General features: G+C 71.7%; 23 protein-coding genes and 1 riboswitch. Of the genes, 11 read left to right on the top strand and 12 right to left on the bottom strand.

Annotation, left to right across the window (positions count from 1 at the left end; translation table 11 throughout):
* Window positions 1-174 precede the first annotated feature (174 nt).
* A complete protein-coding gene (locus ACH4FX_RS08295; protein WP_398476381.1) occupies window positions 175-750 on the bottom strand; it encodes a TerD family protein in 576 nt (191 codons plus the stop codon).
* Window positions 751-918: 168 nt separating this feature from the next.
* On the opposite strand from ACH4FX_RS08295, the gene ACH4FX_RS08290 reads away from it, so the two are divergent.
* From ACH4FX_RS08290 to ACH4FX_RS08275, 4 genes are all read left to right on the top strand, one after another.
* On the top strand, window positions 919-1,353 hold the full coding sequence (locus ACH4FX_RS08290) for a BlaI/MecI/CopY family transcriptional regulator (RefSeq protein WP_398476379.1): 435 nt from the start codon (window positions 919-921) through the stop codon (window positions 1,351-1,353).
* Window positions 1,354-1,360: 7 nt separating this feature from the next.
* Window positions 1,361-2,326 carry a M56 family metallopeptidase gene (locus ACH4FX_RS08285; protein ID WP_398476377.1) on the top strand — a complete coding sequence of 322 codons (966 nt, stop codon included), beginning with the start codon at window positions 1,361-1,363 and terminating at the stop codon, window positions 2,324-2,326.
* 185 nt (window positions 2,327-2,511) lie between these two features.
* Window positions 2,512-2,766: a hypothetical protein gene (locus tag ACH4FX_RS08280; protein WP_398476375.1), complete on the top strand. Its 255-nt coding sequence runs from the start codon at window positions 2,512-2,514 to the stop codon at window positions 2,764-2,766.
* A 247-nt stretch (window positions 2,767-3,013) separates the two neighbouring features.
* Window positions 3,014-4,348: an LCP family protein gene (locus ACH4FX_RS08275; protein WP_398476433.1), complete on the top strand. Its 1,335-nt coding sequence runs from the start codon at window positions 3,014-3,016 to the stop codon at window positions 4,346-4,348.
* 84 nt (window positions 4,349-4,432) lie between these two features.
* Here ACH4FX_RS08275 and cobN read toward each other — a convergent pair whose 3' ends face one another.
* Window positions 4,433-8,104: a cobaltochelatase subunit CobN gene (gene cobN / locus ACH4FX_RS08270; RefSeq protein WP_398476373.1), complete on the bottom strand. Its 3,672-nt coding sequence runs from the start codon at window positions 8,102-8,104 to the stop codon at window positions 4,433-4,435.
* Window positions 8,105-8,160: 56 nt separating this feature from the next.
* Window positions 8,161-8,233, bottom strand: a riboswitch (cobalamin riboswitch).
* A gap of 117 nt (window positions 8,234-8,350) precedes the next feature.
* On the opposite strand from cobN, the gene cobG reads away from it, so the two are divergent.
* The 3 genes from cobG to ACH4FX_RS08255 are packed head-to-tail and all read left to right on the top strand — an operon-like array spanning window position 8,351 to window position 12,018.
* Window positions 8,351-9,784: a precorrin-3B synthase gene (gene cobG, locus ACH4FX_RS08265; RefSeq protein WP_398476371.1), complete on the top strand. Its 1,434-nt coding sequence runs from the start codon at window positions 8,351-8,353 to the stop codon at window positions 9,782-9,784.
* 57 nt (window positions 9,785-9,841) lie between these two features.
* A complete protein-coding gene (locus ACH4FX_RS08260) occupies window positions 9,842-10,474 on the top strand; it encodes a precorrin-8X methylmutase (RefSeq protein WP_398476369.1) in 633 nt (210 codons plus the stop codon).
* A complete protein-coding gene (locus ACH4FX_RS08255; RefSeq protein ID WP_398476367.1) occupies window positions 10,471-12,018 on the top strand; it encodes a precorrin-2 C(20)-methyltransferase in 1,548 nt (515 codons plus the stop codon). Before ACH4FX_RS08260 ends, ACH4FX_RS08255 begins: the two co-directional genes overlap by 4 nt.
* A 50-nt stretch (window positions 12,019-12,068) precedes the next feature.
* On the opposite strand, the gene ACH4FX_RS08250 is transcribed toward ACH4FX_RS08255, so the two are convergent.
* Genes ACH4FX_RS08250 through ACH4FX_RS08240 form a run of 3 tightly spaced genes read right to left on the bottom strand, consistent with a single transcriptional unit; the run spans window position 12,069 to window position 13,208 of the window.
* Window positions 12,069-12,209, bottom strand: coding sequence for a hypothetical protein (locus ACH4FX_RS08250; RefSeq protein WP_398476365.1), 141 nt, complete (start codon window positions 12,207-12,209; stop codon window positions 12,069-12,071).
* 31 nt (window positions 12,210-12,240) lie between these two features.
* On the bottom strand, window positions 12,241-12,729 hold the full coding sequence (locus ACH4FX_RS08245) for a glycine-rich domain-containing protein (protein WP_398476363.1): 489 nt from the start codon (window positions 12,727-12,729) through the stop codon (window positions 12,241-12,243).
* A gap of 29 nt (window positions 12,730-12,758) precedes the next feature.
* Window positions 12,759-13,208, bottom strand: coding sequence for a hypothetical protein (locus tag ACH4FX_RS08240; RefSeq protein WP_398476362.1), 450 nt, complete (start codon window positions 13,206-13,208; stop codon window positions 12,759-12,761).
* 63 nt (window positions 13,209-13,271) lie between these two features.
* On the opposite strand from ACH4FX_RS08240, the gene ACH4FX_RS08235 reads away from it, so the two are divergent.
* Genes ACH4FX_RS08235 through ACH4FX_RS08225 form a run of 3 tightly spaced genes read left to right on the top strand, consistent with a single transcriptional unit; the run spans window position 13,272 to window position 15,305 of the window.
* Window positions 13,272-13,748 carry a hypothetical protein gene (locus ACH4FX_RS08235; protein ID WP_398476361.1) on the top strand — a complete coding sequence of 159 codons (477 nt, stop codon included), beginning with the start codon at window positions 13,272-13,274 and terminating at the stop codon, window positions 13,746-13,748.
* 24 nt (window positions 13,749-13,772) lie between these two features.
* On the top strand, window positions 13,773-15,107 hold the full coding sequence (locus ACH4FX_RS08230) for a hypothetical protein (protein ID WP_398476359.1): 1,335 nt from the start codon (window positions 13,773-13,775) through the stop codon (window positions 15,105-15,107).
* Between the two features lie 54 nt (window positions 15,108-15,161).
* Window positions 15,162-15,305: a hypothetical protein gene (locus ACH4FX_RS08225; RefSeq protein ID WP_398476357.1), complete on the top strand. Its 144-nt coding sequence runs from the start codon at window positions 15,162-15,164 to the stop codon at window positions 15,303-15,305.
* A gap of 64 nt (window positions 15,306-15,369) precedes the next feature.
* Here the strand turns inward: ACH4FX_RS08225 and ACH4FX_RS08220 are convergent, their stop codons facing one another.
* The 5 genes from ACH4FX_RS08220 to ACH4FX_RS08200 all read right to left on the bottom strand — a co-directional run bounded on the left by ACH4FX_RS08220 (window position 15,370) and on the right by ACH4FX_RS08200 (window position 18,957).
* Window positions 15,370-15,930 (bottom strand): hypothetical protein, encoded by a 561-nt coding sequence (locus ACH4FX_RS08220; RefSeq protein WP_398476356.1) that lies wholly within the window; start codon window positions 15,928-15,930, stop codon window positions 15,370-15,372.
* Between the two features lie 41 nt (window positions 15,931-15,971).
* On the bottom strand, window positions 15,972-17,108 hold the full coding sequence (locus ACH4FX_RS08215; RefSeq protein ID WP_398476354.1) for an alpha/beta hydrolase: 1,137 nt from the start codon (window positions 17,106-17,108) through the stop codon (window positions 15,972-15,974).
* Window positions 17,109-17,191: 83 nt separating this feature from the next.
* Window positions 17,192-17,620 (bottom strand): hypothetical protein, encoded by a 429-nt coding sequence (locus ACH4FX_RS08210; protein ID WP_398476352.1) that lies wholly within the window; start codon window positions 17,618-17,620, stop codon window positions 17,192-17,194.
* A 15-nt stretch (window positions 17,621-17,635) separates the two neighbouring features.
* The gene (locus ACH4FX_RS08205) at window positions 17,636-17,974 is read right to left on the bottom strand and encodes a hypothetical protein (RefSeq protein WP_398476351.1); all 339 of its coding nucleotides are present in this window, start codon (window positions 17,972-17,974) and stop codon (window positions 17,636-17,638) included.
* 155 nt (window positions 17,975-18,129) lie between these two features.
* Complete coding sequence (locus ACH4FX_RS08200; RefSeq protein WP_398476349.1) at window positions 18,130-18,957, bottom strand: cobalt-precorrin-6A reductase; 828 nt, start codon at window positions 18,955-18,957, stop codon at window positions 18,130-18,132.
* A gap of 17 nt (window positions 18,958-18,974) precedes the next feature.
* Here ACH4FX_RS08200 and ACH4FX_RS08195 point away from each other — a divergent pair, with 17 nt between their 5' ends.
* A complete protein-coding gene (locus ACH4FX_RS08195; protein WP_398476347.1) occupies window positions 18,975-20,141 on the top strand; it encodes a cobalt-precorrin-5B (C(1))-methyltransferase in 1,167 nt (388 codons plus the stop codon).
* Window positions 20,142-20,174: 33 nt separating this feature from the next.
* On the opposite strand, the gene ACH4FX_RS08190 is transcribed toward ACH4FX_RS08195, so the two are convergent.
* Both ACH4FX_RS08190 and cobM read right to left on the bottom strand, forming a co-directional pair.
* On the bottom strand, window positions 20,175-20,753 hold the full coding sequence (locus tag ACH4FX_RS08190) for a cysteine hydrolase family protein (protein WP_398476345.1): 579 nt from the start codon (window positions 20,751-20,753) through the stop codon (window positions 20,175-20,177).
* A 40-nt stretch (window positions 20,754-20,793) separates the two neighbouring features.
* The gene (gene cobM, locus ACH4FX_RS08185) at window positions 20,794-21,582 is read right to left on the bottom strand and encodes a precorrin-4 C(11)-methyltransferase (protein ID WP_398476343.1); all 789 of its coding nucleotides are present in this window, start codon (window positions 21,580-21,582) and stop codon (window positions 20,794-20,796) included.
* Window positions 21,583-21,590: the final 8 nt, after the last annotated feature.

Here is a 21,590-nt window from a genome sequence, read left to right as displayed (position 1 = left end):
GTCCCCGGGTGCTCGGCTGCGCGCGTGGGGGCGCGGGCCCGCGCCGCCCCGGCCCCCCGCCGCGCGCCGGGGGGGGGGCGCCGCCCCCCCCCCCCCGGCGCCCCCCCCGCCGCCGTACCCGTCACCACCGCGGACGCCGCACCACGGGTACGGATCACACGTGATCAGGGGTGATCACACGTTGACGCCGAAGTCCGCCGCGATGCCGGCCAGGCCGGAGGCGTAGCCCTGGCCCACCGCGCGGAACTTCCACTCCGCGCCGTGCCGGTACAGCTCGCCGAAGACCATGGCGGTCTCGGTGGAGGCGTCCTCGGTGAGGTCGTAGCGGGCCAGCTCGGTGCCGTTCGCCTGGTTGACGACGCGGATGAACGCGTTGCGGACCTGGCCGAAGCTCTGGCCGCGGCTCTGCGCGTCGTGGATGGAGACCGGGAAGACGATCTTCGCGACCTCGGCCGGCACGCCCGCCAGGTTCACGTTGATCGACTCGTCGTCGCCCTCGCCCTCGCCGGTCAGGTTGTCACCGGTGTGCTGCACCGAGCCGTCCGGGCTGGTGAGGTTGTTGTAGAAGACGAAGTGCCGGTCCGAGACGACCTTGCCCGACTCGTTGCACAGCAGGGCGCTGGCATCCAGGTCGTAGTCGGTGCCGGTGGTGGTGCGCACGTCCCAGCCGAGGCCCACCGTCACGGCGGTCAGGCCGGGCGCCTCCTTCGACAGCGAGACGTTGCCGCCCTTGGCCAGCGAGACTCCCATGGATGTTCCTCCCGGGTCGGGGTGCGGCCCCCGTGTGCGGCGGGCCACAAAATCTACAGTGCTGTAGAAGATGACGAACGAGGGCCGGGACGCGTTCCCGGACCGCTCAGTAGGATGCGGCGACGCCCCCGCCGCGCGGGGCGTCCGGCACGAACGGGAGGCGACGGCATGAACGGGGACCCCTTCGGCGGCCATCCGGGCGGGCGCGACCGCGCGCGCCGCCGGGGCCAGGGCGAGCTGGAGGCACAGGTGCTGGCCGCGCTGCACCGCTCCCCCGGACCCGCCACCGCGGCCTGGGTCCAGGAACACCTGGGCGACGACCTCGCGTACACGACGGTGATGACGATCCTCTCCCGCCTGCACGCCAAGAAGGCCGTCACCCGCGAACGCGTCGGCCGGTCCTACGTGTGGACCCCGGCCGCCGACGAGGCCGGGCTCGCCGCGCTGCGCATGCGCCGCGTGCTGGACAGCGAGTCCGACCGGGACGCCGTGCTGGCCAGCTTCGTGTCGGCCCTGTCCGCCCAGGACGAGCAGCTGCTGCGCACCCTGCTGGAGCGCGCCGCCGGCGAGGGCCCCGGAGAAGCCGAGAGCTGCGGAGACTGACTGACCCATGGGCGTCTTCGTCTTCCTCCCGCTCGTCCTGCCGCTGACCGCCCTGCCGATCGCCCGCCTCGCCGGCCAGCACCTGCACCCGCGCGGCACCACCCGCCTGCTGACCGCACTGGCCGTGGTCCTCGGCGTGTGCAGCACGCTCTGCCTGGCGCTGCTGATGGTGGTGGGCACCGCCCAGCTGCCCGGCAACCCGCTGCCGGACGGCTGGTCCGACCCGGAGGTCCGCGCCGCGGTGCCGTTCGCCGAGGTCGCGGGCGCGGCGGCGATCGCCGCGCTCGCCGCCGTCCTCACCGCCTGCGGCACCGAGCTGCGCCGCCACTACCGCGTCCGGTTCCGTACGCACCAGGCGCTGGACGGCCTGCCCGCCGGTACGGAACTGGCGGTGCTGCCCGACGACGCCCCCTACGCCTACGCCGTGCCCGGCCTGCCCGGCCGCCCCGGCAGACCCGCGCGCCCCGGCCGGATCGCGGTCTCCCGCGGCATGCTGCACAGCCTGGACACCGACGAGCGCCGCGCGCTGCTCGCCCATGAGCGCGCCCACCTGGCGGAACGGCACCACCGCTTCCAGCTCGCCGTCCGGCTGGCGGGCTGCGCCAACCCGCTCCTCCTGCCGCTCCGTACGGCGGTCGCCTTCAGCGCCGAGCGGTGGGCCGACGAGGACGCGGCACGGACCGTCGGCGACCGGCGGCTGACCGCGCGGGCCGTGGGGAAGGCCGCGCTGGTCACCCGGCCCACGCCCGGCCCGCTGCTGGCGGGCTTCGCCGCCCCGGAGCCGGGCCCCGTACCGCGCCGGGTGGCGGCGCTCCTCGGGCCGGTCCCGCCGGCCCGCAGCTGGCCGCCCGCGCTCACCCCGGCGGGCCTGGCCGCCCTGATCGCCGCCGCCGGCACCGCCGCCTCGGCCCTCTCCTCCCTCAACGCGGCCGTGGCCCTCTTCCTCGTCCTCAAGGCGGCCACCCCGCTCTGAGTACGCGCAACACCCGGACCTGGGGGCTGGTGTTCAGGTGCCGGGTCCACCGGCCCCCGCGCACCCCGCCCCGGACGCCTCCCTTACGATGTGATCCGCCCCACACCACCGCGTTTCTACAGCGTTGTAGAACTTGGTTGTAGAGTGCGCCAGAACATGCGCAACCGGCCTGGTGGGAGGGGGAGATGACGACGACGTGCGGGCCCCCGCGGCGGGGCGGCCCTCCTCCGGAGGCGGAGGTGCGGTGGGTCTACCAGCCGGTGGAGCTGCAACATCCCGACGGCGGGTGGGAATTGGGCCGGATCAGCGCCTGGTGGCGGGACGGGGCGGGCGAACTGTGGTGCAGGTTGCGTACGATGCGCGGCAGCAGCGGCAGTTGCCCGCAGTGGTTTCCGTACGACCCCGACCGCATGCTCGTCCTGCCGAGCGCGGGCATCTGACGCACCAGAAGGACCATTAGGCGTGCAAGACAGGAACCGGCCCCGGCGGGGCGCGACCTCCGGACAGACCGTCACCTCCGGCCCCGCGGGCCGCACCGGCACCGCCCGGAGCCCGCACGGCCCCGGCAGCCCCGGTGGCTCGGGCGGCGGCACCGGCGGCCGTGCCCGGCGGGCCGACCCGTCCGGCCCCGGCCGCTCGCGCCGCGCCGCCGGCTCCGGCCGCGGGCGCCGGCCCGGCAAGGCCCGGATGACCCGGCGCGGCCGCGTCCTCGCCTGGACCGGCGGCATCCTCGGCATCCTCCTGCTGATCACGGCCGGTGTCGGCGGCTGGATCTACTTCAAGCTGGACGGCAACATCCACGGCGCGGACGTCGGCAGCCGGCTCGGCGGCGACCGTCCCGCCAACCTCAGCCCCGGCTCCAAGAACATCCTCGTCGTCGGGTCGGACAGCCGGGCGGGCGCCAACGCCAAGTACGGCAAGAACCTGGAGACGATGCAGTCGGACACGCTGATGGTGCTGCACATCGCCGCCAACCGCGAGTGGGCCACCGCCGTCTCCTTCCCGCGCGACTCCTGGGTCTCCATCCCGTCCTGCGACACCGGCCAGGGCCGGAAGTCCAAGCCCCACCACTTCAAGATCAACGAAGCGTTCACCATCGGCGGCGAGAGCGGGGACGTCGCCAACGCGGCGGCCTGCACGATCAAGACCGTCGAGAAGAACACCGGCCTGCGCATCGACCACTTCGTCTCGGTCGACTTCCAGGGCTTCAAGGGCATGGTCAACGCCCTGGGCGGGATAAAGGTCTGCCCGAAGACCGCGATCCACGACAAGAAGGCGCACCTCGACATGGAGGCGGGCTGCCAGGAGGTCCGGGACGAGAAGGCGCTCGGCTACGTCCGTACCCGCTACAGCGTCGGCGACGGCTCCGACCTCGGCCGCATCGGCCGCCAGCAGGAGTTCATGAAGGCGCTCGGCGAGAAGGCGCAGTCCAAGCTGACCAGCCCCGGCGCGCTGTACGACTTCCTCGACTCGGCGACCAAGTCGATCACCACCGACGACGACCTGGCGGGCGTCAAGCCGCTGTCCGAACTGGCCTCCACGGTCAAGGACATCCCCAGCGACCGGCTCACCTTCCTGACCGTGCCGAACTACCCGCGCGAGGCGGACGTGCCCACCGACCGGGCGAACGTGGTGTGGCAGTACCCGCAGGCCGGCGGCCTCTTCAGCGATCTGGCGCACGACAAGGAGGTCAGCAAGGACCGGCTGGCCGCCGAGGCCAAGAAGCTGGTCACGGCGCGCTCGGTGAAGGTACGGGTGCTCAACGGCACGGGCACGCCCGGTTACGCGGCCAACGCGGCGGCGGAGCTGCGCAAGCTGGGCTTCTCGGTGGTCTCCACCGGCAACGCGGCCCCCGGCGCCACCGAGACGGCCATCACCTACCCGGCGGCGATGGAGGCGCAGGCCAAGGTGCTCTCCGCCCGGCTGGCGGGGGTGAAGACCGAGAAGTCGGCGGACGCGACGGCCGCCGGGCCGGGCGTGGTGACGCTGACGGTCGGCGAGGGGTTCAGCACGACGGGCTGATGCCCGGTCACCTGTGAACGGCGGGGCGCCGGGTGGGCTGTGCGATCAGCTCACCCGGCGCCCCGCCGTCGCATCAGGGGCCCGTCAGCCCTTCTCCTCCAGGTCGCCCTCGGTCTCCAGGAACGCCTCCCGGAGCGCGGCCAGGGTCTCCTTGTCCGGCTCGGCCCACATGCCGCGCGACTCCGCCTCCAGGAGGCGTTCCGCGATGCCGTGCAGGGCCCAGGGGTTGGCCTCCTGGAGGAAGGCGCGGTTCTCCGGGTCGAGGACGTACGTCTGCGCCAGCTTGTCGTACATCCAGTCGGCGACGACACCGGTCGTGGCGTCGTACCCGAACAGGTAGTCGACCGTCGCGGCGAGTTCGAAGGCGCCCTTGTAGCCGTGGCGGCGCATCGCCTCGATCCAGCGCGGGTTGACCACGCGGGCGCGGAAGACACGGGAGGTCTCCTCGACCAGCGTGCGGGTGCGCACCGTCTCGGGCCGGGTCGAGTCGCCGATGTACGCCTCGGGCGCGGTGCCCTTGAGCGCGCGGACGGTGGCCACCATGCCGCCGTGGTACTGGAAGTAGTCGTCCGAGTCGGCGATGTCGTGTTCGCGGGTGTCGGTGTTCTTCGCCGCCACCGCGATCCGCTTGTACGCGGTCTCCATCTCCTCGCGCGCCGGGCAGCCCTCCAGACCGCGCCCGTACGCGTAGCCGCCCCACACCGTGTAGACCTCGGCGAGGTCCGCGTCGGTGCGCCAGTCGCGGGAGTCGATGAGCTGGAGCAGGCCCGCGCCGTACGTGCCCGGACGGGAACCGAAGATACGGGTGGTGGCGCGGCGCTCGTCGCCGTGCGCCGCCAGGTCGGCCTGGGCGTGGGCGCGCACGAAGTTGACGTCGGCGGGCTCGTCCAGCGAGGCGGCGAGCCGTACCGCGTCGTCCAGCAGGCCGATGACGTGCGGGAACGCGTCACGGAAGAAGCCGGAGATACGCAGCGTCACATCGATGCGCGGGCGCCCCAGTTCACCGGCCGGGATCGGCTCCAGGCCGGTCACGCGGCGCGAGGCGTCGTCCCAGACGGGCCGGATGCCGAGCAGGGCGAGGGCTTCGGCGACGTCGTCGCCCGAGGTGCGCATCGCGCTCGTCCCCCACAGGGACAGGCCCACGGAGGTCGGCCAGTCGCCGTGGTCGGTGCGGTAGCGCTCCAGGAGACTGTCGGCGAGCGCCTGGCCGGTCTCCCAGGCCAGCTTGCTGGGCACCGCCTTCGGGTCGACGGAGTAGAAGTTGCGGCCGGTCGGCAGCACGTTGACCAGGCCGCGCAGCGGCGAGCCGGACGGGCCCGCCGGAACGAAGCCGCCGGCCAGCGCGTGCACCGCGTGGTCGATCTCGGCGGTGGTGGCGGCCAGGCGCGGCACGACCTCCCGGGCGGCGAAGGCGAGGATCGCCGCCACCGGCCCGCGCTGCGCCTCCGGCAGCTCCGCGGTGACCCGCTCGGCGGCCGCCGGGTCCCAGCCCGCGTCGTCCATGGCCTGCACCAGCCCGCGGGCGCGCTCCTCGACCGCGTCGGCGGTCGTACGGGTCGCGGCCGACTCGTCCAGGCCCAGCGCCTCGCGCAGGCCGGGCAGCGAGGACGTGCCGCCCCAGATCTGCCGGGCGCGCAGGATGGCGAGCACCAGGTTGACGCGCGCCTCGCCCTCGGGCGCCCCGCCCAGCACGTGCAGGCCGTCGCGGATCTGCGCGTCCTTGACCTCGCACAGCCAGCCGTCGACGTGCAGCAGGAAGTCGTCGAAGCCCTCGTCGTCCGGGCGCTCCTCCAGACCGAGGTCGTGGTGCAGCTTGGCGGCCTGGATCAGCGTCCAGATCTGCGCGCGGATGGCGGGCAGCTTGGCCGGGTCCATGGCGGAGATCGCCGCGTACTCGTCCAGCAGCTGCTCCAGGCGCGCGATGTCGCCGTACGACTCGGCGCGGGCCATCGGCGGTACGAGATGGTCGACCAGCGTGGCGTGCACCCGGCGCTTGGCCTGGGTGCCCTCGCCCGGGTCGTTGACCAGGAACGGGTAGATCAGCGGCAGGTCGCCGAGGGCCGCGTCCGGGCCGCAGGCGGCGGACAGGCCGGCGTTCTTGCCGGGCAGCCACTCCAGGTTGCCGTGCTTGCCCAGGTGGATCATGGCGTCGGCGCCGAAGCCGCCGTCCTCGCGGGAGGCGGCGATCCAGCGGTAGGCGGCCAGGTAGTGGTGCGAGGGCGGCAGATCGGGGTCGTGGTAGATCGCGATCGGGTTCTCGCCGAAGCCGCGCGGCGGCTGGATGAGGATGAGCAGGTTGCCGCGGCGCAGGGCCGCCAGCACGATGTCGCCGTCCGGGTTGCGGCTGCGGTCCACGAACATCTCGCCGGGCGGCGGACCCCAGTGCTCCTCGACCTGCTCGCGCAGCTCCTGCGGCAGCGTGGCGTACCAGCGCTTGTAGTCGGCAGCCGGGATGCGGACCGGGTTGCGGGCCAGCTGCTCCTCGGTCAGCCACTCCTGGTCGTGGCCGCCCGCCTCGATCAGCGCGTAGATCAGCTCGTCGCCGTCACCGGACTCCAGCCCCGGCACCGGCTCGTCACCGTAGTCGTAGCCCTCTTCCCGCAGGCGGCGCAGCAGCGCCACCGCGCTCGCCGGGGTGTCCAGGCCGACCGCGTTGCCGATGCGGGAGTGCTTGGTCGGGTACGCGGACAGCACCAGCGCCAGGCGCTTGTCGGCGGGCGCGATGTGGCGCAGCCGGGCATGCCGAACGGCGATGCCGGCGACCCGGGCGGCGCGCTCGGGGTCGGCGACGTACACCGGCAGGCCGTCCTCGTCGGTCTCCTTGAAGGAGAACGGGACGGTGATCAGCCGGCCGTCGAACTCGGGCACCGCGATCTGGCTGGCGGCGTCCAGCGGGGACAGGCCCTCGTCGTTCTCCTCCCAGGCGCTGCGCGGCCCGGTCAGGCACAGCGCCTGGAGGATCGGCACGTCCAGCGCGGCCAGCGCGCCCGCGTCCCACGCCTCGTCGTCACCGCCGGCCGACGCCTCGGCGGGCTTGGTGCCGCCCGCCGCCAGCACGGTCGTCACGATGGCGTCGGCGGCGCGCAGCTCCTCGATCAGCTCCGGCTCGGGCGCCCGCAGCGAGGCGACGAACAGCGGCATCGGGCGCCCGCCGGCCTCCTCGATGCGCTCGCACAGCGACTCCACGAAGGCGGTGTTGCCGCTCATGTGGTGGGCGCGGTAGTAGAGCACGGCGACCAGCGGGCCGGTCGCGGCGCCCGTGTCGTCCGTACGGGCCACCACCCCCGTGCCCGTACGCGCCTCGGCCGCCAGGTGCTCCGAGCGCTCCAGGTGGCCCCAGGAGGGCGCGGCGGCCGGCGGCTCGAAGCCGTGGCCGGTCAGCAGCACGGTGTCGGACAGGAAGCGGGCGAGCTGGTCCAGGTTGGCCGGGCCGCCGTGCGCCAGGTAGGCGTGCGCCTCGGCCGCGATGCCGATGGGGACGGTGGACGCCTCCATGAGCTGCGCGTCGGGGGCCTGTTCGCCGGTGAGCACCACGACGGGGCGGGGCTGGTCGGCGGCCAGGAGCTGGTCCAGGCCCTCCTGCCAGGCGCGCAGGCCGCCGAGGAGGCGCACGACGACCAGGTCGGCGCCCTCCAGGAGCCCGGGCAGTTCGGCGAGGTCGAGCCGGGCGGGGTTGGCGAGCCGGTACGGCACCGGGCCGTCGGCCGCGCGGGCGCTGAGCAGATCGGTGTCGGACGTCGACAGCAGCAGGATCATTGCGGCGTCTGGCCTTCCTCGGGGTCCGCGCCCCGGGCGGTGTTCACGGACGGCGGGAGTTCCTGGCTCGCCCGGCGGTGGCCGGGCTCACAGTGGCGGGACCGCGCCGGATTTCCACCGGGCTTCCTCCCTTGGCGCCGTCGCTGGCGTCCGGTGGGCCAGCTGACCCACCGACCTGCATAGTAAGGGCTGCGGCGGACGGCCGGGCGGGGGACCGTCCGGGCCATCGTCGGTATGCTCGCCGCCATGCCGCCCACCCCCGCGATACCCCCGCACCGGGACGAATCCCTCGTACGGGACCGCGGTGACGCCTGCGTACGGGACCGTGCCGGCGCCCCCGTGCAGGGCCGTGCCGATGCCCCGGTACCGGGCCGCGGCGCCGCCCCCGTACGGGACCGCGGTGACGCCTGCCCCGGAGCGCTGCGGCTGCACTCCGCCGCCGACGGCTTCCTGGCCCGGCTCCGCCTGCCCGCAGGGCTGCTGACGGGCCGTCAGGCCCGCGCCCTCGCCGACGCCGCGGACCGCCTCGGCGACGGCCACCTCTCCCTCACCTCCCGCGGCAACGCGGAGCTGCGCGGCCTCGGCGAGAGCAGCGCCGCGCCCCTCGCCGACCTCCTCCGTACCGCCGGGCTCCTCCCCTCCGACCAGCACGAACGCGTCCGCAACATCGTCGCCTCGCCGCTCGCCGGACTGGACGGCGAGGGGGCCGGAGGCGGCGCCCGCGTCCAGGAATGGGCCCGCGACCTCGACCGTCTCCTGTGCGCCAGCGCGACGGCCCCCGCCCTCTCCGGCCGCTTCCTCTTCGCCCTGGACGACGGCCGCGGCGACGTGGCCGCGCTCGGCGCCGATGTGACGTTGGTCGCAGAAGCCGGCGGTACGGCGCTGCTGCGCATCGGCGACGACACCGAGGCCCTCCGCCTCCCCGGCCCCGACGCGCCCGGCGCCGCCCTCGCCGCCGCCGAAGCGTTCCTCTCCGTCGCCCACGAGGCCGGCAACGGCTCCTGGCGCGTCCGGGAACTCCCGCCCGGCCACGACGCCGCGGCCGTCCGCGCCCGCCTCCGTACACGGCTCCCGCAGCCGTACGAGACGGCCGCGCCCCCGGCACCCGCCTCGCCCCGCCCGCCCCGCCCCGGCGTCCTCCGGTCCCCCGGCGGCACCCACGCCCTCTCCCTCCTCGCCCCCCTCGGCCGCCTCACCACCGCCCAGCTGCGGCGGCTGGCCTCCCTCGCCGCCCAGGACGGCCCCGGCGAACTCCGTATGACACCCTGGCGCGGCGTGGTGCTGCCCGGCCTCTCACCGGAGGCGGCCGGACCCGCGCTGCGCGAGCTGGCCGCCGCCGGCCTGGTCACCGACCCCGCCTCCCCCTGGTACGGGCTCGGCGCCTGCACGGGCCGCCCCGGCTGCGCCAAGTCCCTGTCCGACGTACGGGCGGACGCCGTGGCCACCCTGCGCGCGGACGGCACCGGCCTGCTGCCCGTCCACTGGTCGGGCTGCGCGCGCCGCTGCGGCCACCCGCACGGCACGTGGGTCGATGTCGTGGCCACCGGCGACGCCTACGAGGTGTCCGTACGGGGCACCCGGCACGGGGCGCCCGCCACGGCCACCGTCCCCACGACCGAACCGGGCCGCCTCGCCGACGCCGTCGCGGCGGCCCGCGCGGCCACCCGCACCACGACCTGACCGCCATCCGCACAGCGGCTATCCGCACCACGACATGACCGAGGGCAACGAAACACAGTGAGCGAGTTCGACTACGAGAAGGACGGAGCGGAGATCTACCGCCGGTCCTTCGCCACCATCCGCGCCGAGGCGGACCTCGCGCAGCTGCCCGAGGACGTCAGCCGGGTCGCCGTCCGGATGATCCACGCCTGCGGCATGACCGACCTCGTACGCGACCTGGCGTACTCCCCGGAGGTCGTCGCCCGGGCGAGCGAGGCCCTGCGCAACGGCGCCCCCATCCTCTGCGACGCCAACATGGTCGCCAGCGGCGTCACCCGCAAGCGGCTGCCCGCGGACAACGACGTGATCTGCACCCTCGCCGACCCGTCCGTCCCGGACCTGGCCAAGCGCATGGGCACCACCCGCAGCGCCGCCGCCCTCGAACTGTGGCGGGACCGCCTGGAGGGTGCGGTGGTCGCCGTCGGCAACGCCCCCACGGCCCTGTTCCGCCTCCTGGAGATGATCGAGGAAGGCGCGCCGCGCCCGGCCGCCGTCCTCGGCATCCCGGTCGGCTTCATCGGCGCGGCGGAGTCCAAGGAGGCGCTGGCCAAGCACCCCGCGGGCCTGGAGCACCTGGTGGTACACGGGCGGCGCGGCGGCAGCGCCATGGCCGCGGCAGCGATCAACGCGATAGCGAGCGTGGAAGAGTGACCGAGCAGCACACCACCGGCCGTACGGCCGAGCCGTCCGCCTCCCCTGCGCCCGCCCCCGGCCGCCTGTACGGAGTCGGCCTGGGCCCCGGCGACCCGTCCCTGCTGACCCTCCGCGCCGTCGAGGTCATCGCCGCCGCCGACGTCGTCGCGTACCACAGCGCCCGGCACGGCCGCTCGATCGCCCGCTCCATCGCCGAGCGCCACATCCGCCCGGACCACATCGAAGAACGCCTGGTCTACCCGGTCACCACGGAGACCACCGACCACCCCGGCGGCTACCGGGGCGCCCTCGACGACTTCTACACCGAGGCCGCCGCCCGCCTCGCCGCCCACCTCGACGCGGGCCGCACCGTCGCCGTACTCGCCGAGGGCGACCCCCTCTTCTACGGCTCCTACCAGCACATGCACCAGCGCCTGGCCGACCGGTACGAGACCGAGGTCGTCCCCGGCGTCACCTCCGTCAGCGCGGCAGCGGCCCGCCTGGGCAAGCCCCTGTGCGAAGCCGACGAAGTGCTCACCATCCTGCCCGGCACCCTCCCCACCGAGGAACTGACCGCCCGCCTGGCCGCCACGGACGCCGCCGTCGTCATGAAGCTCGGCCGCACCTTCCCCTCCGTACACCAGGCGCTCACCGACTCCGGCCGCCTCCCGGAAGCCGACTACGTGGAACGCGCCACCATGCCGGGCGAGCGGACGGCACCGCTGGCCTCCGTGGACCCCGCCACCGTCCCCTACTTCTCGGTGGCCGTGGTCCCCAGCCGCATCGCCACCCCGCCGCCGGCACCCGCCTTCGGCGAAGTGGTGGTCGTCGGCACCGGCCCGGCCGGGCCCCGCTGGCTCACCCCGGAATCCCGCGGCGCCCTCGCCTCCGCCACCGACCTGGTCGGCTACACCACCTACCTCGACCGCGTCCCCGTACGCCCGGGCCAGGCGCGCCACGCCTCCGACAACAAGGTCGAGTCCGAACGCGCCGAACTCGCCCTCGACCTGGCCCGCCGGGGCCGCCGGGTCGCGGTCGTCTCGGGCGGCGACCCCGGCGTCTTCGCCATGGCCACCGCCGTCCTGGAGGTCGCCTCCCAGGAGCCCTACCGCTCCGTCCCCGTCCGCGTCCTCCCCGGCGTCACCGCCGCCAACGCGGCAGCCGCCCGCGCGGGCGCGCCCCTCGGCCACGACTACGCGGTCATCTCCCTCTCCGACCGCCTCAAGCCGTGGGAGGTCATCGCCGACCGCCTACGCGCCGCCGCCTCCGCCGACCTGGCGCTGGCCCTGTACAACCCCGGCTCCCGCACCCGCACCTGGCAGGTCGCCAAGGCCCGCGAACTCCTCCTCGAACACCGGTCCCCCGACACCCCGGTGGTCCTCGCCCGCGACGTGGGCGGCCCGACCGAATCCGTCCGCGTGGTCCCCCTGTCCGACCTGGCCCCCGAGGAAGTCGACATGCGCACGATCCTCCTCATCGGCTCGTCCCAGACGCAGTCGGTACGCCGCACCGGCAACGACCGGGACACGGTGTGGACCCCACGGCGGTACCCGGAAAACTGACGGGGTTGGAGCTTGGCGGGTGCGTCACATGCGGGCCCACCCGCCCCCGCTCACTCCTCGTCCTCGCATTCCGGCGAGGGACGGATGAAGCCCCTCAGCGCCCGGGGCGCACGCCCTTCCTCCGCCTCGGCACGCTGCCGGGCCCGCAGGTCCGCGACGACCTGCTCATAGCGCGGGTCGGTCCACTCCACGCGTCATCTCCTGATCGTCGATACCGTGCGGCTACTGCCCGGGATTCCTGGGCATGGGGCCGGATTGCGGAGAGGGTCCGATCGGTCCGCAGCCGCCGGGCGGCGTATGCCCGCAGTCGGCGGCCACCGGCACGAGTTCCTCGGCAGGTGTACGCCACAACTCCCCATCGACCACGAATCCGGCCTCAGCGATGAGCGCAGTTGTGCGGTCGATGACCGTTTGCCGCTGCCGCCGTGGGTCCGGCGGTTGCGGGTAATGGTGGACGAAACCGCCGAGCCGGTCGCACAGCGCGGCGTACGGTTTCGTGTGCAGAATCAGTGCGTGCCAGCCTTCGTCCACGACACGGGACGGTGCGATGGCCGCGCTCCGGTACCGGGCAGCGGTCGCGACGAAAGCCAATGGCTGTACGAGAATGCGCTCCGCCGTGAGCCCGGGCATCCCGTGATTCCCAGCAGCGATGGTCTCTCTCACGGCCAGGAATTCCGACGCAGGCAACAGCACGCGAGCTGAATTTCCCATGTACGTTCCTTCCACCTGCCTGCCCGCCCCTACCAGCAGCCCACACCGGACAGCACGGCTCGGCGCCGTTCGTCCGACTCGTCGAAGGTCGTCGCAGTCCAGCCACCTGCCTGTGCCACCCGCTGCTGCTGACGCAGACGTACTTCGCCGTCCTGAGCCAGCCGCCCCCAGTTGTGCACCAGACAGACCGCTTTCCGCCTTTCCGCCTGCGTCCGCATGGCGGCGAGAAGCTCGCCGAATTGCGGGCGCTCGACACCCAGAGCGTGGTCACCGAGGTCGACCCACGTGCCGACCACTTCCCAGCCCCACCGTGCGGCGTAGTTCTGACAGCCGACGAGGCGCAGGTCCAGGAGGCTGTGCGACCTTGTCGCGCTGCGGTCGTAGATGAAGACGAGCGGCGGGACCGGACGAGCCGCACTGAACCGGATGGTGTCGTTGCAGGCGGCCGTGCCGCGCGACGACGATGCTTTCGTGTCCATGCACCGATTCCAGCGGGGCTGCTGCCGCAGCGGCAGACGACAACCTGTGACACGGAGTTGATCATGCTCGGGTCCATCACCATCACCGGTACGCGCGCCACCGGCCACCATCCGGACCAGTGGTACGAGACGGTCTTCACCACCTACGTCGCCCCGTTCTCCACCCCGCGAGCACATTTCTTCGTCGGCGGCGCGAAAGGCATCGATTCCCTGGCTCTGTCGTGGCTGGCGGCCCATACGCGCTCCGCCGTCACCGTGGTGGTTCCGGTGACCGTCGAAGAACAACCGGAAGAGGCACAACAAGCCATGGCACAGTGCCGTAGCCGTATCACCGAAATCGTGGAACTGCGAGCCCCCGGACTGCACGCCGCCGCATATCACGCACGTAACCGCTGGATGGTGGACCGAAGCGAACTGACCATCGGCTTCCCACTCGACGGTCCGGACGACGCGAGCGGAAGAACCGGCAAAACCGGGACATGGCAAACTCTCGACTATACGGCCTCTCTCAGCAAGCCCCGTCTGATCGTGCCGGTTTGACCCGCCGACGGGCATCATGTGCCCATGAACGCGCGTGACACCGCCGTCGGCGCTCGCACGCTGAAGCGCTTGCGCACATCCCGTGGCTGGTCCCTGGCCGGTCTGTCCCGATCTCTCGTCGACATCGCCTCACGGTTGGGCATCCCTCTCACCGCCTCGCCCCTCAACGTGCAACGCAGCCTCGCCCGCTGGGAGAGCGACGCCTCCCCCGTCCGCCCCAGCCACCGCTACCAACTCCTCCTAGGGCATGTCTACGCACGTCACACCAGTGGCGTTGTTCAGCTCGGCCCCGGCAGCGACTTCGCCGAACTCCTCACGGCATTGACCCACTACGGCGAGAGCGACCGCCACCTCGCGGAGCTGAGGGCCCTGGTCACCCGCACCGTGACCGTCGACGACGGTGGTCTGCTCGCCCTTGTCGGCCCGCTCACCCGAGCAACGATCACCGCAGCTCTTGAAGATCCCGCCCGCACCGAAGTGTCCCTGATCAACGACCTTCAAGCCGTGGTGGACGACGCGAACCGCCTCGTCGGCTCCCTCCCCTTCGTCCGGCTTCAGCTTCTCCTTTCCCCCGTCGTCGAGACCTGCCGGCGCCTCCTCGCCGGCGATCCCCCGCCCCCGGCCCTCCGCAGCCTCCATGCCGTCGCGGCGCAGGCCTTCACCCTCGCCGGCCGCATCGCCTTCGAGACGTACGACGACGCCACGTCGCGTGCCCTGTACGCCGCCGCCACCGAGGCCGCCGGGCACCTCCCCGCCTGGCGCCGCGCGGTCGTGCACATGAGCCACGCCCTCGTCACGCTGTACTCCACGCCCGGCACCGACACCGCCCGCGCACTCGTCGAAGCGGCGATCCGGGACGCGCAATCGGGAGACAGCCCGGCCGTACGCGGTCGGGCCCACGCCCTGCACTCCGAGATCGCCGCCAGCCGTGGCGACCGTCGCCAAGCGCTGACCGCGCTCTCTTTGGCCCGGTACGACGTCGGCCGTGGTACCCAAGATGACCCGTCGGGCTCGCATTTTTCCTCCGGCCATCTGCGAGGCTTCGAGGGTCTGTGCGCTCTCCACACCGGAGATGCCACCACCGCCGATACCCACTTCGCCGATGCGGCCGCGGCACTGACGAGTCCCCGCGACCGCCTGCAACGCGCAATCATCACCACTGACCAGGCCCTCGCCCGAATCCACACGGGCGACCCGGTCGCGGGCACCGCTCTCCTGCACGCCTGCGCCGACGAAGTGTCCGCCACAGGCGGCCGAGTCCCCGCTCTGCGTCTCCGCAGAGCCCGCCACGCGCTGCGCCCTTGGCACGGCGAACCCTTCGTGACGGAACTGGACGACCATCTCCTCACCGTGCGCTAAAGAAGGTCGTTCACCGGCCATCTCCCGCCCCGCGCACCGGAAACCCGGTCCACCATGACCACGATCCCCGCCACCTTGCACCAAGCCCTGGCCGACCTCATCGGCACCGACCACGGCCCGGTCGTTCCCGCCCGGCCGACTGTCGTCCGGTCCGTGCCGTGGGCGGCATTCCAGGCGTCGTGCAGCGCGAGTTCGTGACGACCGTTCAGAGCGCGGGTTGTGCCAGTGGCGGGGCGGGGATCAGACTCGCAATGGCGGGCTTTCAATGGGACCAGTAGGCGTCCTCAAGATCGGGCATGATGTCCGGCTGCCCCTTGGCATCCTTTGGGAACGTGTCACCTTCCATCCCAGAGAGCGTATCGTCGCCGCTGGTGCCGGGATCCCTTGCCGGCGGGCTGGCTGCGTCGAGGTAGACGTTCCCCGGCGCCCCGACGGAAAACCTGAGGGAGTAACCGTCCGAAGTGAGGGCCACGAAAGACGGCTCCTTCGGATTCACGCTGGTTATTTTGTAACCTTCACCTTTGCAGTAACCCTGCATGGAGTTGGCCAGCGCATCAACCTTACTCCGGGCCACTTTCGTTCTAATATATCTGGTCTTCGAAACGATAACGGTTCCGTCCGGCTTATTGGACACGTTGTGGTTCAGTTGCTGGGTTTCCGTTGCCCCGTCCCGCGACTTAAGCGAGGGCTTGACTGCCGATGTCACACCGTTCAGCAGCACATCCAAATGCTTTCCCGCCTTGTACGGGTCTTGAATCTCGCCCGCTTTCCCCTTGCTCCCCGCGTCATCGGCGGAGCAACCAGCAACCAGTGCGGCACTCACCACTACTCCCACCGCACCGCACAGCACCCGAGCCACTTGTTTCATCGCCGCCCCTCCCGCGTGACATCCACCCCATGTCCCGTAACAATCTTACCGATATTCGACAGAGAGTCACCGCCCTTTTCCTTATCGAAGTAGTTGAAGTGGGAGTCATCTAGAGTACCGGGAGCCACGCTGAACCGTTGACCGCCGAATCCCTCACTGGCCGGGTCCTGGCCGAACCAAAGCTCATGGGGGTCCAGCGCCACACCAACTGGCTCGTATTTACTGGGCAGGTGCGTTATCGGATCGTTCTCGGCCGAACCAATCCAAACGTGATCCGATCCAACGCTGAGTTGGTCTGCTTTCTGCGCACCCGTGCCCGGGCTACCCACCAGGACTACGTCGTCCGCAGCCGACTCCTCGCTCTGCGCCGCTTGACCGACCGTAAAGGAGCCGTAACTATGTCCAATTGCCGTGATATGCGGACGCCCCCCTTCGTGACTTGCCCGTATTCCGTTCAGGAAGTTATTGAAGTCTTCAGCGCCCTTCTTCCCTCGCTCTTCACCGGCCACCGAGAAATCCGGAAACAGTGATGGCTCAGCCTGTGGAGCGTCGTACCCAAGCCACACAATGGAGGCCGTACTCCGTCCCGGATCCGCCTTGCGTGAAGCTTCCCAAATAGCTTTGGCCCGAGTTCCGTCCCCACCGCCGATGTTCGACAGACGACAATTCGTTCCGGGAACGTAAGCGGAGACGTTGTCCGCCGTATCCGGGTCCCCGTACGAGAGAACAGCCCTCCCCTGCCCTTCCCGGCTAAGTCCTAGCAGAAGCGGCTCCGGCTCCTTGCCCGAATCCTTGTCGAGCCGACTCCTTATGGCGAGGTAGCCTTCGTAGGCTTGCGCTTCGGTCTCCGGTAGCGGCTTGGTGCTCGCGTAGCGCTGGTCAATGGTTATCAGCTGGTCCAGGTACGTACGGTTCGCGGAATCTCTGGTCTTGGCAGGGATCCCATCGAGGTTGCCGATCACATCAGGGTGCAAAGCGAGGTACTCGGCTCGCTCTTCCGGGCTCAGCTTCTTCCACCAGGCGCTGACCTCGGAAGGGTCCGTGCCCTTCGTGGGGATGTCGTCCAGACCGATGGCTTTACCGGCGGCCTTCGCTACGGCTCCGGAATCCTCCCATGATTCCAGACCGTCCACATTGAGATCACGACGCGCGGACAACTTTGCGAAAGCGTCGCGGTATCGGACGTCGATCTTCGCAGTCTCATCCAGGATCGAGGCTATAGCCGCCTCGGTTGCCCTTCTGGCCTGTTCCTGTTCGGGAACTCCCGCATCGGGATCCCGGTAGGTATGTCAGCCTCGTCGGCGAAGTTCACCTCACCTTTTTCGCTCACTCGGAATCCGGTTCGCGCCGCCTTGTCCAACACCTCCGCCAAGTTCTTCTGCTGCTGCTGGAGCTCGGTTACGACACCATCTATCAGTGTCTCTACGAGCACACTTTCCTGGCCGGCAAAGCGATAGTTGTCCCCCAGGTTCACGAATTGCGGCATAGCCATGTCTGCCGCCAACCCGCTCCAGTCACGGTTCAGAGGCTTGATCATGTCAGCTTCGACCCGATCGTGATACCCGCCCCACCTCGCAGAACTTTGCTGCCACGTCCCCTTGGCGCCGTTCAGCGCCCCGAAACGAAGGTTCTCCAACTGCCTCATAGTCACCATAAGAAATTACCCAAAAGGATTGTCATGCAGGATGGAGCTCTTACCGTCGCCGCCCGAGAAGGCTTCCGTCGTATGCTCTTCGTTCTTCTCATACCGGCCTGCGGTCTCTCTCGGCAACTGACTCAGCGATCCGCATTCGTCAGCCACGACGCCTAGTCGTTCGCGCCACGACCGCTCTATCTTCAATAGTTCCTGCGCGAACGCGAATCCCTCGGTTTCCGAGGATATTTTCTGGTGAGCCGCGTCCAACTCAATCACGCCGCGCAGCGTGCCGGACCGCAACTCATCACCTTGGGCAGCAACCGTTTTCAGCGTTTTCGGCTCTGCCTTACTGTCCCAGAACACTCTTCCCCCCAATTGTCACGACGTTCCCTGCGCCTAGCCGGTCACACTCGGGCTCAGGGCAACGGTCAAACGTATCTTCTGTCGCCCCGTCACGCCTGAGTGCGTGTACTCAGGCGTGACGTGTGAGGTGTTTTGAGGTGGTGAAGCAGCAAGGGTTAGTGGATGGTGGCGGACACCCACCCCACGGCATCCCCCACCGTCTCCACCACCGGCACCCCCTCCGGCACCGCCGGGCGACGCACCACCACCACCGGCACCCCCGCCTCCCGGGCCGCCTCCAGCTTCGGGGCCGTGGCCGCGCCACCGCTGTCCTTGGTCACCAGGACGTCGATGCGGTGGTCGCGGAGGAGGGCGCGTTCGCCTTCGAGGGTGAAGGGGCCTCGGGCGAGGAGCACGTCCATGTGGGGTGGGTGCGGTGGCTCGGGGGCGTCCACGGAGCGGACGAGGAACCAGTGGTCGGTGAGGTGGGCGAAGGTGGCGAGGCCCATGCGGCCGGTGGTGAGGAAGACGCGGTGGCCGAGCCCTCGTACGGCTTCCGCGGCCTCGGTCAGGGACGCCACCGGGTGCCAGTCGTCGCCCGGCTCCGGGACCCAGCCGGGCCTGCGGAGGGCGAGCAGGGGAACATGGGCCGTGGCGGCGGCCTGCGCCGCGTTGAAACTGATCGTGCCGGCGAAGGGATGGGTGGCGTCGATGAGCGCGTCCACCGCGTGCTCGCGCAGCCAGTGTGCGAGGCCGTCCGGGCCTCCGAACCCGCCGATGCGGACCTCGCCGGCCGGCAGCCGGGGCGCGGCGACGCGGCCGGCCAGGGATGTGGTGACGCGCAGGCCGGGCAACCGGCCGGTTTCGGGCGTACCAGGTAGCCGGTCGATCTCAGGCGTGCCGGACAGCCGGTCCACCAGTTCGGCGGCCAGCGTGCGGGCCTCGGTCGTGCCGCCGAGGATCAGGACGTGCGGGCGGCGTACGGGTCCGGCGGGGACGCTCATGGCGGACGGTCTTCTCCATGGGTGAGGCGCGTACGGGTACGGAGAAGACGAACGCTACGGGAGGCCGTACGGCGCAGCTCGCGCACACCGGGCTGCGGCACGGCTGGACGACCGGGGCCTGCGCCACCGCGGCCACCACCGCCGCGTACACGGCCCTGCTGACCGGGGACTTCCCGGACCCGGTGACGATCACACTGCCGAAGGGGCAGACGCCCGCGTTCGCGCTGGCCGCCGAAGAGCTGGCGCGGGACCGTTCCAGCGCCATGGCGGCCGTGGTCAAGGACGCGGGGGACGACCCCGACGTCACGCACGGGGCGCTGGTCCGGGCCACCGTGCGCCGGCTCCCGGCGGGCAGTGGAGTGGCGTTCAAGGCCGGGCCGGGGGTGGGCACCGTCACCCGTCCCGGCCTGCCGCTCGACGTGGGCGAGCCGGCCGTGAATCCCGTACCGCGGCAGATGATGCGGGAGCACGTCGCCGAAGTCGCGGCGCGGTACGGGGACGGCGGGGACGTCGAGATCGAGCTGTCGGTCGATCACGGCGAGGAGATCGCGCGCAGCACGTGGAATCCGCGGCTGGGGATTCTGGGCGGGCTGTCGATCCTGGGGACGACCGGCATCGTCGTGCCGTACTCGTGTTCGGCGTGGATCGACTCGATCCGGCGCGGCGTGGACGTGGCGCGCGCGGCCGGGCGTACGCACGTGGCCGGGTGCACCGGCTCGACCTCGGAGAAGGTCGTGGTCGCGGAGCACCGGCTGCCCGAGGACGCGCTGCTGGACATGGGGGACTTCGCGGGGGCGGTGCTGAAGTACGTACGGCGGCACCCCGTGCCCCGGCTGACGGTCTGCGGCGGCTTCGCGAAGCTGTCCAAGCTGGCGGCAGGGCACCTCGATTTGCATTCGGCACGTTCGCAGGTGGACAAGGGGTTCCTCGCGGAGCTGGCCCGGCAGGGCGGCGCGGACGAGGAACTGGCGGCGGAGGTCGCCGGGGCCAACACGGGGCTGGCCGCGCTCCAGCTGTGCACGGCGCGCGGCGTACCGCTCGGCGACCTGGTGGCCGCGACGGCCCGCGACGAGGCCCTGGCGGTGCTGCGGGGGGCGCCGGTCGCGGTGGATGTGATCTGCATCGACCGGGCGGGGAACGTGGTGGGCCGGGCGGAACCGCGGGGGCCGCGGGACGGCGGGTGAACCGGTCCGCCGCACGGCGCATGCTCCGGCCTGCTACGGGACGGGTGGCGGCGCGAAGGGGACGTCCTTCGCGTACGCGATGATCTCGACCTCGTCGCCGAGGGCCCATTCGGCGACCCGCGAGGCCATCGCCGCCGGGACGCCCTCCGTCTCGCCGGGCGCCGGCGGCACGTCGTACGTACCGTGCGCGTCGTGCGGCAGGACGACGCGGTACATCCGCTCCAGGGCGGTACGGGCGGTCGCCAGCACGCACATCTCGGACATCACGCCGCATACGACGACGGACCGTACCCCGGACTCGGTGAGCAGGTCGCCCAGCGGGGTCTCGTGGAAACCGTCGTCCTCCGTCTTGCGGATCACGACCTCGCGGGGGCCGGGGGTGACCGGCAGGTGCAGTTCCCAGCCCTTGGTGCCCGTCTCGTCGGACGTGCCGGGCGCGCCGTCGTTCTGGAGGTACACGATGAGCGCGCCGGCGGCCCGCGCCCGGTCGATCAGGCCGACGATGCGTTCCAGTACGGCGTCGGCGTGGGGCGCCACGTCCTCGCCCTCGAAGAAGGCCGACTGGACGTCGACGACGATCAGGGCTTCGGCGGGCGGGGGAGTCGGGTTCATCCGGCTGATTCTGCTGCGCCCGCCGTGCCCGATCAACCGGTTATTCGGCCTGATCGCCTCCGGAATGCTGGCCGGCCCGCGCCGCGCACCCCCGCTCCCGCTCCGTCGAGTACAGGTGGCTGTCGCGGAACTGCGAAGCCCCCAGCGTGCGGCCGACCATGATGACCGCCGTACGGACCACGCCCGCCGCCTTCACCTGGTCCGCGATGTCGGACAGTGTGCCGCGCAGCACCAGTTCGTCGGGGCGGGAGGCCATCGCGACGACCGCGGCGGGGCAGTCGGCGCCGTAGTGCGGGAGGAGTTCGGCGACGACCCGGTCCACGTAGCGGGCCGCGAGGTGCAGGACCAGGAGCGCACGGCTGCGGCCCAGCGTCGCCAGGTCCTCGCCCTCCGGCATCGGCGTGGCCTGCTGGGCGACGCGGGTGAGGATGACGGTCTGACCGACGGTGGGGACGGTCAGTTCGCGCTTCAGAGCGGCCGCCGCCGCGGCGAACGCCGGTACGCCGGGCACGACCTCGTACGGCACGCCCGCCGCGTCCAGGCGGCGCATCTGCTCGGCGACGGCGCTGAAGACGGCCGGGTCGCCGGAGTGCAGCCGGGCCACGTCCTTGCCCGCCTCGTGGGCGCGCACCAGCTCGGCGGTGATCTGATCGAGGTCGAGGTCGGCGGTGTCGACCAGGCGCGTGCCGGGCGGGCACTCGTCGAGCAGTTCGCGCGGCACCAGGCTGCCCGCATACAGGCAGACCTCGCAGCGGGCCAGCGTACGGGCGCCGCGCAGCGTGATGAGGTCGGCGGCGCCCGGTCCGGCGCCGATGAAGTGGACGGTCACTGTGCGTC

Source organism: Streptomyces sp. NPDC018019 (assembly GCF_044327805.1).
Lineage (GTDB): Bacteria > Actinomycetota > Actinomycetes > Streptomycetales > Streptomycetaceae > Streptomyces.
This window is presented reverse-complemented; position numbering and strand designations above follow the sequence as displayed.